Consider the following 12,251-nt stretch of genomic DNA (forward strand, 5'->3'; position numbering starts at 1 on the left):
GCCAACGTCCCCTGGGGGGCGTCGGCGTCGGCGGCTGCCCCCCCAGGGGACGTTGGCCAGGGCCAACGCCCTCGCCGCGGAGCGCAAGTGGGTTCCGGAAGAGGCAACGTACGACGACGATCCCGCCGATGAGCCCCAGCGCAAGGGCCGCAGTCCCTGGACGTGGCCGCTCATCGCCCTGATCCTGCTGCTGCTGTTCGCGCTGGTGGGGTTCTTCCTCAGCCAGCGGGGAATCCTTTTCCCCTCCGAGGACCCCACGTCCGCGGTGACTACAAGCAGCGTGGCACCGAGCAGCGCAAGCCCCACCAGGACAAGCCAGTCCGCCACCCCCACGCAGACCCGCTCGACGCCGACGCCGACCTCCGAGCCCACCCAGGAACTGGTCAACGTGATACCGGCCGCCTACCTGGGCAAGGACTACCGGCAGGTGCAGGCAGACCTCGCTGCATTGGGGCTCGCCGTTACGGTTGTTCCGCAGGAGAGCACCGCCGATGCCCCTGGACGGGTCCTGGAACTGAACCCCACGGGGGCAGTTCCGGAGGGCACTGCCATCACCGTCGTCTATGCCGTGGCGCCCGAACCCGAGCCCACAACATCTGCTCCCGTGCCAGCTCCTACGGCGGCACCCACCACCTCCTCGGTGGCGGCGCCCGCCCTGGAGTCACCCCTGCCCGATTGCACGGACGGCCAGCAGCCGGGTACGCCCCCAACCTGCAACCAGTAGCCGCCAGGACATCCCATGAATGAGTCATCGCGCACCCCGTTGCACCGTGAGGACAGCCTCCCGGTGGATAACCGCCGCGTCCTGAGTGGCCGCTACGAGCTGGGCGGCCTGATCGGGCGCGGTGGCATGGCGGACGTGTACCGCGGCGTGGACACCCGGCTGGGGCGGACGGTGGCCATCAAGCTGCTGCGCCCGGACCTTGCCCGTGATCCGCAGTTCCAGGCCAGGTTCAAGCGCGAAGCACAGGCTGTGGCCGCCCTGAACCACTCTTCCATCGTCGCCATCTACGACACAGGCGAGCACCTCGTCCACGACGGCTCCGAGGACGTCCGCGTGCCGTACATCGTGATGGAGTTCGTGGAGGGAAAGACCCTCCGCGAACTTATCCGCGGCCACGACGTCACCATTGGCCAGGCCATCGACTACTGCATGGGCGTCCTGGGGGCGCTCGAATACAGCCATAAGGCCGGGATTGTCCACCGGGACATCAAACCGGCCAATGTGATGTACTGCGAAAGCACCAACTCGGTAAAGGTGATGGATTTCGGGATCGCCCGCGCCATCGCGGATTCTTCGGCCACCATGACCCAAACCCAGGCCGTGGTGGGCACTGCCCAATACCTGTCTCCCGAACAGGCCCGCGGTGAAGCCGTAGACGCCCGGAGCGACCTCTACTCCGCTGCCTGCCTGCTGTACGAGATGCTCACGTCCCGTCCGCCGTTCGTCGGCGACAGCCCCGTTTCGGTGGCCTACCAGCACGTCCGCGAAATAGCGGAGCCGGCGAGCACCCTCAATCCGGAGGTCACTCCGGCCCTGGACAGCGTGCTGGCAAAGGCCCTGCAAAAGAACCGCGACGACAGGTTCCAGGATGCGGCAGCCTTCCGCCGTGCCTTGCGCGCCGCCCGGTCGGGGGTGCCGGTTCCTGCTGTACCGGCCTCCGAAGCCCCAACGGACCCCAACGACCACGTCCCCGCCCCGTCTGCTCCGGCCACCGAAGCGTTCGGTGTTACAGGGGCCGGTTTCCTGGACGATGCTCCTACCGGCAGGCTGGCCGCAACACATGCCTCCGCCGGTGACGGCAGGGCCGGTTTCCCCCTGGCCGCCGGCATGGATGACCGGACCCAGGCGGAGGCGATGCCGCTTGGCCTCCCCCCGGAACGTGAGCCGAGCCCCCGGCAAAAGTCCCGCCGTCGTGCATGGATTGCCACCCTGGTGGTCCTCACCCTGCTCGTCCTGGCCGGCGGTGCGCTGTGGCTGTACAGCACCGTCAACCGGCCGGCCCCGGAGATTCCCAAAGTCCAGATCCCGGTGGTCGCTGCCATGACAGAATCAGCGGCGCTGCAGGAACTGTACAACGCCGATCTCAAGCCAAGGATTGTCCGGTCGCAGCACGATACCGTTCCCAAGGGCACGGCCATCGGCACCGAACCGGAGTCCGGCGCGTCCATGGATCCGGGGGCGGAGGTGGTCCTGAACATTTCTGAGGGCCCCAGCGCCGTGGTGATTCCCGAAAGCCTCCCGGGGAAGACGGAAGCGGCAGCCAGGGATATCCTGCGCCAAAGCGGACTGGTTGGAGCACCCTCCACCACCACGGCCAACAGCGCCACGGTTCCTGCCGGAATTGTCATCACCACCAGCCCCGCGCCGGGCCAGATGGTCGGGGTGGGAACCAGCGTCGAACTGATTGTGTCCACGGGCAAGGTTGCGCTGCCGGAACTGCGGGGACGCACCCGCGAAGAGGCTGAAGCGGCGCTCAAGGAACTGAGCCTGGTCCCTGCGGTGATCGAGGTGGAGAACGCCCAGGTGGAGGCGGGGAGGGTGACGGACCAAAGCGATCCGGTCAACGCCACAGTGGAGCAGGGCAAGACCGTCACGATCGTGGTGGCCAAAGCTCCGCCGCCGCCCCCGCCGAGCCCCGAGCCGACAGCGACGCCGACACCCAAGCCGACCCCCACTGACAAGGATGACGACTGAGCGGGTCAGCCTGCAGGTCAGTGCTGGATCAGCGGACTCAGTTTGGCTGCCCGGGCTGCTGCGCCCTTCATCCCCAGCGACTCCAGCCAGTTCCCCAGCATCTGGTAGCCGCCTTCGGTCAGCACGGACTCCGGGTGGAACTGCACGCCGCACAGCGGCGCCGTCCGGTGCTGGAGTCCCATCACCACCCCTGTTGCGGTCTCGGCGGTGATCTCAAGGACGTCTGGAATCGATTCGCGGACGGCTGCCAGCGAGTGGTAGCGGGTAGCGGTAACGGGGGAGGGGAGCCCGGCGAAGACGCTCGTGCCGATGTGCTGTACCAGGGACGTTTTGCCGTGCATCAGCTCCGGGGCGTGCGTGACCTTCCCGCCGAAGGCCTCCGCCAGGGCCTGGTGCCCCAGGCACACACCGAACATCGGCACGCTGTTCTCGCCGCACCACTTGATCAGTTCAATGCATACCCCGGCTTCCGCGGGGTTGCCGGGACCGGGTGAGATGAGCACACCGTCCCGGGTGCCGGCCAGTTCAATGGCCTCCGCCAGTGTGACGTCGTCATTGCGGACAACCGTGGTCTCGGCGCCGAGTTCCTGGAGGTAGCCCACCAGGGTGTAGACGAAGCTGTCGTAGTTATCCACCACGAGGATTTTGGTTGTGGTCATGGCTGGCTTGCTGAACCAATCGTTGAGTCGGTGAATTGGGTGTATTCGGACATCCAGGGAAAAAGGAACTGAACCATCAATACCAGTGCGGCGGCGATGAGCACCAATGAGGTGACGATCCGCAGCCACAGGGGCCCGGGAAGATTCCGGAAGATCCAGCCGTACATGCTCAGCCCTTTCCGATCGCCGCAGCCACCTGGTCCGCGATTTCGGCGGGAGGACCTGCCGAGGCGGGGCGCCAACTGTCCAGGAGCGAGTAGGCAATAATGCGTTCTTCGGCCCCGAAGCGGGGGTTGCAGCTTGTCATGGTCAGGTATCTTTCGGTGGGGACGGTCCCCGGGAGTGTCGGCACCGGTTCCAGGACGTCGGTACGCGATGGCATCACGATCTGGTTGTTGCGGAAGACATAGACGTAATAGCCGTCCTTGGTCTGGACGTAGATCTTGTCCCCGGGAACCAGGGTGTGGATGTTGTCCAGGACTGCGCCGTGGGTCTGGCGGTGCCCGGCAACGGCGAAATTGCCAACTGCTCCCGGCATGGCGGTGGTGCCGTAGTGTCCCAGCCCCAAGGTGTCCAGCACATCGCTGGTGGTGCCCTCCACGATGGGGCGGGTGTAATTCGCGCCGAACCGCGGGATGTACATGATGCCGATAGTGCCGGCGTGGCCGGGTGCGGCGGACACCACTGGCTCGCCGAAGTCCTCCCCGGTGGGAGCCGGAGAAGCGTCCGGGGCGGCTGGTCCGGCCGGGGCAGCGCCGCCGAGGTCCTGCGCGAATTCCTTGATCACTTGGCTCTGCCTGGCGTCCGATTCGACGTTGGTCCACCACAGCTGCCACGCAACGAACAACAGGAGGATGATGCCGGCGGTGATGAGCAGTTCGCCAACCACCTGGACTGCTCCACGCAGAATTACGACGCCGGCAGGCGCCGCAGCGGCTCGCCCCGCCTTCTCCTGCAACACCACGCGTTCTCCTTGGGGCGGTTCCATCGGGCACCGGCGGCCCATGAACTACGGCTAGAATTGGCTGCTAGTAAGAATCCAGATTTGACCAAGCAAGTATTTGATCAAGATCGCGCAGACCGCTGGCAATTTCCTTCTTGCAGGATACCAAGCCCGGAACGCCGAGCTTGCCTCAGCCCGCCAAGGAGAGCCAGTGCCCGAGTCAAAGCCACGCAAGAAGACTGCCAGCACCGCCCCGCAGGCTTCTTCCCAGACGTACAAGCCGAACGCAGTGTGGTTCAAGCCCGTGATGTTCGGACTGATGATCATCGGCCTTTTCTGGATCATCACGTTCTACATCAGCGAAGGACGCTTTCCCGTCCAGGCATGGGAGTCGTGGAACATCGTGGCCGGTTTCGGTATCGCCATCATTGGGTTCCTGATGACCACCCGCTGGCGCTCATAGCTTATTTCCCGGACGGCCGGAGCTTAGCCCCTAGGGAAACGCATGCCCCCTGACGATCACGGTGTCCTGTTGGGCGGAGACGGCCTGGCCCGCCCGGCGTGGGCGTCCTCGGACCCGTTGCTGCGGGACTACTACGACCACGAATGGGGCATGCCCGTCAGGGATGAGCATGGCCTCTACGAACGCATCTGCCTGGAAGGTTTCCAGGCAGGGCTTTCCTGGGCCACCATCCTGCGCAAGCGCCCCGCGTTCCGGACAGCTTTTGCCGGCTTCAACCCCGACGCCGTTGCACAGTTCACGGAGGCCGACGTCGAGCGGCTGTTGCAGGACGCCGGCATTGTCCGGAACAGGCTGAAGATACGTGCCGCGGTGACCAATGCCCACGCGACTCTTTCGTTGCGGCAGGACGGCGGCCTGGTGGACTTTGTGTGGCAGTTCCAGCCCGAAGCAACGCCCCGCCCCCGGACCCACACGGACATCCCCACCCAGACGGCGGAATCCATAGCCCTCTCCAAGGCCCTCCGGAAGAAGGGCTTCGCCTTCGTGGGCCCCACCACCATGTTCGCCCTTATGGAAGCCATCGGAATGGTGGACACCCATCTGGTGGGAAGCCACCGGCGGGGATCCTCCGGGGTTTGGCCGGACGCAGGCTAGGCGGAAGCACCCCTGGCAGGCCCGCCCGATCTACTGCGCCAACGGCGGCCGCATGACACCAGGGCCCGCGCGCTTTCCCCAGCTGTTGGGAACCTTATCCACAGCCATCCGCCCATCGGAAGACGTTCAACGTCCCGATCCGCGCCGCGACGGCGGCACGCGCTAATCCTGCATCCCGGACGCAGTTATTAACAGTGTGGAATACCTGTGGATAACGGACGGGGACAGACCCGGCAGGCTTAGCGCTCCTTGCGGACCGGGTGGTGGCTGGTGATCGACACCCGGTTGAAGGCATTCATGGCAATGGCCAGCCAGCTGACCACGGAGAATTCCTCCTCCGTCAGGTGTTCCCTGGCATAGGCTTCCTCCTGCTCCTGTGAGCCGTGGCCGGGGAGGGACGTGATGCTCTCGGCCAGTGCCAGGGCGGCACGCTCCTTTTCGGTAAACAGTGCGGTGTCCCGCCAGGCCGGCAGTACGGCCAGCCGCTGCGGAGACTCTCCTGCCTGGACCGCATCCCTGACATGGAGGTCCAGGCAGTAGGCACAGCCGTTAAGCTGCGAGATCCGCACGTGCAGGAGTTCCATGGTCCTGGGCTCCATTCCCGCTTCCTGCGCCGCTTCCTTGACCTTGAGCCCCAGGCCATTGAGTGCGCGCCACACGGCGGGGTGCTGCTTGTCGAGGAAGATGTGCTTTGTGGTCGCAGTCATGGACCCTCCTGTCGGAAAACGGACGTAAGCCAAGGGTAGGCGCCCGGTGCTTATCCACTTACCAACATGCCGATACCCACAAGTTATCCACAGTTGTGGATACCGGCGGAGTAAAGCTGGGCCGCCGAGGCCTGCACACTGCAATGCGGGCCCGTCTACAGATGTGAACTACAGCGTTGTTGTTTATTAACAGTGTGAATAACGGTGTTGATAGTTCCGTTCTGAACAGCGGCCCGGGCCCCTTGGGGAAAAATTTTCCCGGAGTTATCCACAGAACCTCATTCTGCGGCCGGTTTGTCCACTTAAACACACCCATATCCCCAGACGTTATCCACAACTGTGGAGAAAAATAGGCCTGTTCTGGGGAAAACGGCCCCAATTCAGCGGTCTGGGAGGGTCTTCACGATGAACTACATGCCTGTAAGTTACCAACATTGTGGATAAGGGCTGTGGAAAACAAAAACCCCGCCGTCCTCGGGACGGCGGGGTTTCTTGTGCGTGCTGTGGGTATCGGCTGCCCGAACCTGGTCCTAGAGGGAAATCCGTATCCAGCTGAGGGCAATGAGCAGCAGGAGGACTCCGGTCAGTCCTGCCGCCTGAAGGAGCCGCTGCCGCGGACCGCGCGGAGTGTAGGCCAGGACCGCGGCGCAGAGGCCGCCGGTGATAAGTCCCCCCAAGTGCGCCTGCCAGGCGATCTGGGGAATGATGAACCCGATCACCCCGTTGATCGCGATGAGGACCCACAATTGCCGGGTGTCACCGCCACGGTGGCGCTGCACCAGCAGCATGGCCCCGAAGAGGCCAAAGATGGCACCCGAAGCACCGACCACTCCGTACAGCGGTTGACCAGGTGTATAGAGCGGAGTCAGCAGAAGGTAGCCGACAGAGCCGCCCAGCGCTGACAACAGGTACAACGCCAGGAACCGGATACGGCCCAGGAGCGGTTCAAGGGCCTGGCCGAAAATCCACAGCATGTACATGTTCAGCGCGATGTGGAGGATAAACCCCTGTGAGTGCAGGAATGCGGCCGAGAGCATCCGCCACGGTTCGAATTCCCCGTATTGGGGCTCCGCGTAGTAGTTGGCGAAGCCGAGGCTCTGGTAGATGCCATCGTTGGGCACCAGCCACTGCAGGACATACATCACACCGCACAGGGCGATGATCCCGAACGTCACCCGTGGCTTGCCGGCAGCTACGGCGCCGCCATAGACGGTCCGAACCTCCGGCGTCGTACGTTTTGTTTCGTTGACGCAGTCAACACACTGGAATCCGACGGCGGCCGCCCGCTGGCAGTCGGGGCAGGCCGGTCGTCCGCAGCGCTGGCAGCGGACGTAGGAGGGCCGGTCCGGGTGCCGTGGGCACACCGGAACCTGGGCGGACGGCTCAGCCGCCGGAATTCCGTAGCTCATGGTGCGGTATTACAGCTGTTCGATGTCGATGCTGTTGATGGTGACATCCTCCACCGGACGGTCGCCCATGCCGGTGCGCACGCCCTCGATGGCGTCAACAACCTTCTTGGAGTCGTCGTCTGCCACCTCACCGAAGATGGTGTGCTTGCCCTGCAGCCAGTCGGTGGGGATGGTGGTGATGAAGAACTGCGAGCCGTTGGTGCCCTTGCCCATCCGGATGCCGGCGTTGGCCATGGCCAGCTTGTAGGGCTGGTTGAAGCCCAGTTCGGGGTGGATCTCGTCGTCGAACTGGTAGCCCGGACCGCCCGTGCCGCGGCCCAGCGGATCGCCGGCCTGGATCATGAAGTCCTTGATGATGCGGTGGAAGATGGTGCCGTTGTACAGGGGCGTACCGCTCTTGTCTTCGCCGGTCTCCGGGTGGGTCCATGCCTGCTCACCCGTGGCGAGGCCAACGAAGTTCTTGACCGTCTTGGGGGCGTGGTTGCCGAAAAGGTTGACGACGATGTCGCCGAGGCTGGTGTGAATGGTTGCTTTTGCTGTTGCGATGGCAGTCATAGGCCCTATTCTTCCACGGCGGCCCTGGGAGCGAACGGCTGCCGCCGCAGTTCCGCGCTGGGTGAAATCCTCCTAAAATCCGCTGGGGGAATAGCAGGTGAACACCAAGCCACGTAGGCTAACCACAGAACCGTCACATTAATCGGGAGGTAGTTGTGAAGAAGTCGGACCGTATTGCCCGTGACCTTGAACTGTCAGTCACCAGCGCAGTGGAGAATGCCAAGGATTGGGCAACCCCCCGTGTGGAAGCAGCCATTGACCGCCTCCAGCATGGCCTGGACACCGCATCTCCAAAGGTCCAGGAAGGCCTGAAGTCCGCGGCCCACAACCTGGCCGACGGTGTTGCAACGGTGACCCCGCGCATCCAGGACGGCCTGGCCCAGCTCGCTCCGAGGATCAACGACGCTGTGGACAACGCGTCGCCCCGCCTGCACGAGGCCCTGGACAAAGCAACCCCGGTGATCCTGAACGCCCGTGACCGCGTGGTTGTGGAATACCTGCCTCGACTTTCGGACCAGATCGGTTCTGCCTCCGACGCCGTGCACCGCACGCTGGAGAATACGCCTGCTCGGGTGGATGCCGTCGCCCACAAACTCGGTGATGTGGGCATCATCCACGCCATCCAGGAACAGGCGCAGGCCACCGGTACCCAGCTGAAGGCCGCAGCAACCGAAGCCGGCCGCACCGTGGGAATCCAGCTTGCACAGCCGGAACCCCCCAAGAAGAAGCGCGGCTGGCTGGTTTTCGGTGTGATCGCTGCTGCGGTTGCAGCCGGCGTCGCGGCCTGGAAGGCTTCCAAGCCGGTCGAAGACCCCTGGAAGACCCCGTCCCCGGTAACACCCACGCCTGCACCCGTACCCGCCACCACGGTGAACGAGGTCCAGGAGTCACCGGTAGCCACGGCATCTCCGGCAGCCGCCGAGGCCGGCACCACCGCCGACAAGGCTGAAGAAACCGGCGAGAAGGCCAAGCACGTGGCCGAGGAAGCCGCTGACAGCACGGCGAAGGCCGCCACGGACGCGAAGACCGCCACCAAGAACATCGCTTCCAACATCGGCAACGGTGACAAGGGCGCATCCCAGTCCTGAATCAACAGTCCTGATGTACCCGGTCCTCGGTGGGCCGGAACAGCAGCCGGAAAGGGCCTCGCCGCAGGGCGGGGCCCTTTTCCCGTCTCCGATGGTTCCGGTGTTTCGGAGGCGGGGAGCCGTTCGGTGCTAGATTTGAACCGATGTCAGCCGAACAATCCTCTGGGGATGCCTTGAACGACGCAGCAGACCTGCCCCGCGTGTCCATTGTCATCCCGGCGTACAACGAGGAGAGCGTCATCCGGCAGTGCCTCATAGCTGCCATCTACCAGTCCGTACCGGCCCACGAGATCGTGGTGGTGGACAACCTGTCCAAGGACCGCACGGCCCGCATTGTGCAACAGATGCAGCTCGAGTACCCGGAGACCCCCATCGTCCTGCTCAGCCAGGACAGGGAACAGGGGCTTATCCCTACCCGGAACTTCGGGCTGGACCATGCCACCGGGGATGTCCTGGGCAGGATCGACGCGGATTCGGTGGTTGAGCCGGACTGGGTGGAGCAGGTGCAGAAAGCGTTCCTCGACCACTCCGTCCAGGCGGCCACGGGCCCGGTGGTGTACTACGACATGCCAATGCGCCGCTTCGGGCTCAAGGCAGACGACAAGATGCGCCAGCTCATGTTGAAGCTGGCCAAGCACCAATACCATTTCCTCTTCGGCTCCAACATGGCGCTGCGTTCCACCGCGTGGGAAACCATCCGGGCCGAAACCTGTCGGGATGAAAAGGATGAGATGCATGAGGACATCGACCTGTCCCTGCACCTGGCCGAGAACGATCTGAAGATCCAGTACTGCCCCCAGATGGTGTCCGGGATGTCTGCCCGCAGGCTTGAGGATTCACCGCGGGACTACCGCTATTACGTCACCCGCTTCGACCGGACCTACAAGGCCCACAACGTCAAGAAGATGGCTCTGAAGGCTCCCATGGTGGTGTTCTTCTCCGTGTACTTCCCGGCCAAGCTCCTGCGGGCCATCCACACCGTCAATACCGCCCAGCCTGTGCGCCGCGGCGGTCAGTAGAGGGCACGCAGTGCGCCGGCATCAGTCGGTTCCCAGCTCCGCGAGTGGCCGGTCCGACGGCGGTTCGTTCCGCCCGTTTGCCGCTGGCCTTCCGCGGCGCGCGGCTTTGCCCGACCGCTGGCCCAGCACCACAACGGCGAGACCCGCCAGAATAAGCCCCAGGCCGGCGTAGGTACCGGCGGGAAGTGTTTCGTGGAGGAATACCGCGGCAAGAAGCGCAGCTCCCGGGATCTCCAGGAGGATGATCATGGAGACCAGGAGAGGACTCATGGTGGCCAGCAGATGGTTGAACGCGGTATGCCCCACCAGCTGTGCACAGACCGTGATGGCCAGGATCCCCAGCCAGCCTGCGGCTTCAAAGCCCACCAGGGGCTGCCTGCCAAAGAGCGCCAGTACGGCAACCAGGGCTGCGCACATTCCGTAGCAGAGCGTGGTGTAGGTGCCCGTTGTCATGCTCTGCCGGGCTTTTCCCCCGGCCAGAGTGTAGAGGCCGGCCAACGCCCCGCCGGCGACGGCCAGCAGGTCACCCAGCAGGGCATCCGGTGAAGAGCCCATGTCGAATCCGGTGATGGCAACAACGCCGCCAAAAGCGATGCCGAGGCCAGCCAGCACCTGCCACCGGTGGCGGGTCCCGCGGAAGAGCTGGAACACGGCTATCCAGGCTGACTGCAGGCATACCAGTGCCGTGGCCGCGGCAACGGAGGTGAGCTGCAGGGAGGTGATGAAGCAGGCGAAGTGCAGTGCCAGCGCGACGGCGGCCAGCAGGCACCAGCGGAACTCCCGTTGGGTGATCCTGCCGAACTGCCGGGGCTCCCGGATGAGGGTGGGAGAGGCCATCACGGCAGCGCCGATGGCGTTGCGCCAGAAGGCAATGGCCAGGGCACTCACGGTGGTGGCCCCGAGGGTGGCAGCAATCAAGGGGCCGGACGAGGCGACGCCCAGTACGCCGACGGCTGCGAGAAAGAAGTTCACTGCACTACCCTAATGCGCGGCCGGGACCCGATGGCTGCGGGGTTCCGGTGACAAAGCAAAAGTCCCGGCCGGCGTTTCCGCTGACCGGGACTTTCTTATGGTGGAGGCACGGGGACTCGAACCCCGAACCCCCTGCTTGCAAAGCAGGTGCGCTACCAATTGCGCCATGCCCCCATAAGAAGCAACCCGTCAATCATACCCTAGAACCAGGGAGCCGTTGACCAGCTCCGTTCCGGGCGCCGGGGCTAGTCCACCGTGTCGGTTGACTTGCTCCAGACATCTTTCCGGGCCTCGGATTCCTGTGCTTTCCGGTAGAGCAGGACGCCTGCGATTGCCGCTGCCAATACAAGCAACTTCTTCACATGCTCCCCGTTCCGGTCCGGCTGCGGGTTACGCAATCCAAACCTACACTTGAACCTGCACAGGTTCCGTGGGCGTACCAGGACTTGAACCTGGGACCTCTTCGTTATCAGCGAAGCGCTCTAACCGCCTGAGCTATACGCCCCGATGCCTCATCGGGCCGAGACATGACTTTACAGCACATCCCGGCCCGATCTCAAATCGGGCCTTTCCGCGGCTGCCAGGCCTGCGGAAACCGGACCTTAGTCGTCCGTGAGGGTAACGCCGATGCCGCCCACCAGGGTGGCGGAGATGTTGTACAGCACAGCGGAAAGCATGGAAAGCGCGGTCAGGAGGACCACGTTCACCACCGCGATGATGGTGGCGAACGAGGCCACCTGGCCCAGGGAAGCCACCTTCTTCAGCTCAAAGCCGCCGCTCTCTGAGCCGGCCAGCGTGCCCAGCAGGCTGTCCACCTGGTCGAAGATGCCCGTCAGGTCAAGGACGGTCCACAGGACAATGGCGGCCACCACCGTGACGATTCCCAGGGCCACGGACAGGAGGAAGGCCATTTTCAGGACAGACCAAGGGTCCACCTTGCTGATGAGCAGCCGGGCGCGCCGTACCTTTGCCTTCGGTGCAGGCTTCACAAGGCCTGGATTGCCCTGGCCCGGAGCGCCTCCTGCTGGGCGCTGCCCGCCTGCTGCGGGCCGCTGTCCCGGTGCCGGGCGCTGGCCGGGCTGGC

The 12,251-nt window shown here is 64.4% G+C and carries 15 protein-coding genes and 2 tRNA genes; 6 read left to right on the forward strand and 11 right to left on the reverse strand.

Annotated features, from left to right (window positions below; all coding sequences use genetic code 11):
* Window positions 1–52 precede the first annotated feature (52 nt).
* Together ACKAE7_RS18870 and pknB are read left to right on the forward strand one after the other, a co-directional pair.
* Window positions 53–724 (forward strand): PASTA domain-containing protein, encoded by a 672-nt coding sequence (locus tag ACKAE7_RS18870; protein ID WP_408979999.1) that lies wholly within the window; start codon window positions 53–55, stop codon window positions 722–724.
* A 15-nt stretch (window positions 725–739) separates the two neighbouring features.
* Window positions 740–2,698: a Stk1 family PASTA domain-containing Ser/Thr kinase gene (pknB, locus tag ACKAE7_RS18875; RefSeq protein ID WP_408980000.1), complete on the forward strand. Its 1,959-nt coding sequence runs from the start codon at window positions 740–742 to the stop codon at window positions 2,696–2,698.
* A gap of 17 nt (window positions 2,699–2,715) precedes the next feature.
* On the opposite strand, the gene ACKAE7_RS18880 is transcribed toward pknB, so the two are convergent.
* From ACKAE7_RS18880 to ACKAE7_RS18890, 3 genes are read right to left on the reverse strand one after another with little or no spacing between them, the layout of a single operon-like run.
* Window positions 2,716–3,357 (reverse strand): aminodeoxychorismate/anthranilate synthase component II, encoded by a 642-nt coding sequence (locus tag ACKAE7_RS18880; RefSeq protein WP_104186637.1) that lies wholly within the window; start codon window positions 3,355–3,357, stop codon window positions 2,716–2,718.
* A complete protein-coding gene (locus ACKAE7_RS18885; RefSeq protein WP_190613072.1) occupies window positions 3,354–3,524 on the reverse strand; it encodes a hypothetical protein in 171 nt (56 codons plus the stop codon). The genes ACKAE7_RS18880 and ACKAE7_RS18885 overlap by 4 nt, the downstream gene beginning before the upstream one ends.
* 2 nt (window positions 3,525–3,526) lie before the next feature.
* Complete coding sequence (locus ACKAE7_RS18890) at window positions 3,527–4,321, reverse strand: class E sortase (RefSeq protein ID WP_408980001.1); 795 nt, start codon at window positions 4,319–4,321, stop codon at window positions 3,527–3,529.
* Window positions 4,322–4,511: 190 nt separating this feature from the next.
* Here ACKAE7_RS18890 and ACKAE7_RS18895 point away from each other — a divergent pair, with 190 nt between their 5' ends.
* Window positions 4,512–4,763, forward strand: coding sequence for a cell division protein CrgA (locus tag ACKAE7_RS18895; protein WP_059319430.1), 252 nt, complete (start codon window positions 4,512–4,514; stop codon window positions 4,761–4,763).
* 42 nt (window positions 4,764–4,805) lie between these two features.
* The gene (locus ACKAE7_RS18900; RefSeq protein ID WP_190613070.1) at window positions 4,806–5,417 is read left to right on the forward strand and encodes a DNA-3-methyladenine glycosylase I; all 612 of its coding nucleotides are present in this window, start codon (window positions 4,806–4,808) and stop codon (window positions 5,415–5,417) included.
* Window positions 5,418–5,656: 239 nt separating this feature from the next.
* On the opposite strand, the gene ACKAE7_RS18905 is transcribed toward ACKAE7_RS18900, so the two are convergent.
* From ACKAE7_RS18905 to ACKAE7_RS18915, 3 genes are all read right to left on the reverse strand, one after another.
* On the reverse strand, window positions 5,657–6,124 hold the full coding sequence (locus ACKAE7_RS18905) for a carboxymuconolactone decarboxylase family protein (RefSeq protein WP_188810624.1): 468 nt from the start codon (window positions 6,122–6,124) through the stop codon (window positions 5,657–5,659).
* A gap of 530 nt (window positions 6,125–6,654) precedes the next feature.
* On the reverse strand, window positions 6,655–7,533 hold the full coding sequence (locus tag ACKAE7_RS18910) for a rhomboid family intramembrane serine protease (protein WP_188810626.1): 879 nt from the start codon (window positions 7,531–7,533) through the stop codon (window positions 6,655–6,657).
* Window positions 7,534–7,542: 9 nt separating this feature from the next.
* Window positions 7,543–8,088, reverse strand: coding sequence for a peptidylprolyl isomerase (locus tag ACKAE7_RS18915; protein ID WP_104186651.1), 546 nt, complete (start codon window positions 8,086–8,088; stop codon window positions 7,543–7,545).
* A 155-nt stretch (window positions 8,089–8,243) separates the two neighbouring features.
* On the opposite strand from ACKAE7_RS18915, the gene ACKAE7_RS18920 reads away from it, so the two are divergent.
* Entirely contained in the window at window positions 8,244–9,176 is a 933-nt protein-coding gene (locus ACKAE7_RS18920; RefSeq protein ID WP_188810628.1) for a hypothetical protein, read from the forward strand.
* Between the two features lie 143 nt (window positions 9,177–9,319).
* Complete coding sequence (locus ACKAE7_RS18925) at window positions 9,320–10,195, forward strand: glycosyltransferase family 2 protein (RefSeq protein WP_190613069.1); 876 nt, start codon at window positions 9,320–9,322, stop codon at window positions 10,193–10,195.
* Window positions 10,196–10,216: 21 nt separating this feature from the next.
* Here the strand turns inward: ACKAE7_RS18925 and ACKAE7_RS18930 are convergent, their stop codons facing one another.
* The 5 genes from ACKAE7_RS18930 to ACKAE7_RS18950 form a co-directional block, all read right to left on the reverse strand.
* Entirely contained in the window at window positions 10,217–11,167 is a 951-nt protein-coding gene (locus tag ACKAE7_RS18930) for an EamA family transporter (RefSeq protein WP_190613068.1), read from the reverse strand.
* Window positions 11,168–11,265: 98 nt separating this feature from the next.
* Window positions 11,266–11,341: transfer RNA gene (locus ACKAE7_RS18935), tRNA-Ala, on the reverse strand.
* 71 nt (window positions 11,342–11,412) lie between these two features.
* Window positions 11,413–11,529, reverse strand: a complete 117-nt coding sequence (locus tag ACKAE7_RS18940) for a DLW-39 family protein (protein ID WP_216636647.1) — start codon at window positions 11,527–11,529, stop codon at window positions 11,413–11,415.
* A gap of 69 nt (window positions 11,530–11,598) precedes the next feature.
* Window positions 11,599–11,672 (reverse strand) — tRNA-Ile (locus ACKAE7_RS18945).
* Between the two features lie 97 nt (window positions 11,673–11,769).
* A partial coding sequence (locus tag ACKAE7_RS18950; protein WP_408980002.1) for a DUF3566 domain-containing protein occupies window positions 11,770–12,251 on the reverse strand: 482 nt, incomplete at its 5' end.

Source organism: Pseudarthrobacter sp. NKDBFgelt (assembly GCF_046097905.1).
Lineage (GTDB): Bacteria > Actinomycetota > Actinomycetes > Actinomycetales > Micrococcaceae > Arthrobacter > Arthrobacter polychromogenes.

Excerpts from the sequence above, each read along its gene's own strand:
- pknB (WP_408980000.1), top strand. The coding sequence starts at position 740 with ATGAATGAGTCATCGCGCACCCCGTTGCACCGTGAGGACAGCCTCCCG.
- ACKAE7_RS18880 (WP_104186637.1), bottom strand. The coding sequence starts at position 3,357 with ATGACCACAACCAAAATCCTCGTGGTGGATAACTACGACAGCTTCGTC.
- ACKAE7_RS18885 (WP_190613072.1), bottom strand. The coding sequence starts at position 3,524 with ATGTACGGCTGGATCTTCCGGAATCTTCCCGGGCCCCTGTGGCTGCGG.
- ACKAE7_RS18900 (WP_190613070.1), top strand. The coding sequence starts at position 4,806 with ATGCCCCCTGACGATCACGGTGTCCTGTTGGGCGGAGACGGCCTGGCC.
- ACKAE7_RS18905 (WP_188810624.1), bottom strand. The coding sequence starts at position 6,124 with ATGACTGCGACCACAAAGCACATCTTCCTCGACAAGCAGCACCCCGCC.
- ACKAE7_RS18910 (WP_188810626.1), bottom strand. The coding sequence starts at position 7,533 with ATGAGCTACGGAATTCCGGCGGCTGAGCCGTCCGCCCAGGTTCCGGTG.
- ACKAE7_RS18915 (WP_104186651.1), bottom strand. The coding sequence starts at position 8,088 with ATGACTGCCATCGCAACAGCAAAAGCAACCATTCACACCAGCCTCGGC.
- ACKAE7_RS18925 (WP_190613069.1), top strand. The coding sequence starts at position 9,320 with ATGTCAGCCGAACAATCCTCTGGGGATGCCTTGAACGACGCAGCAGAC.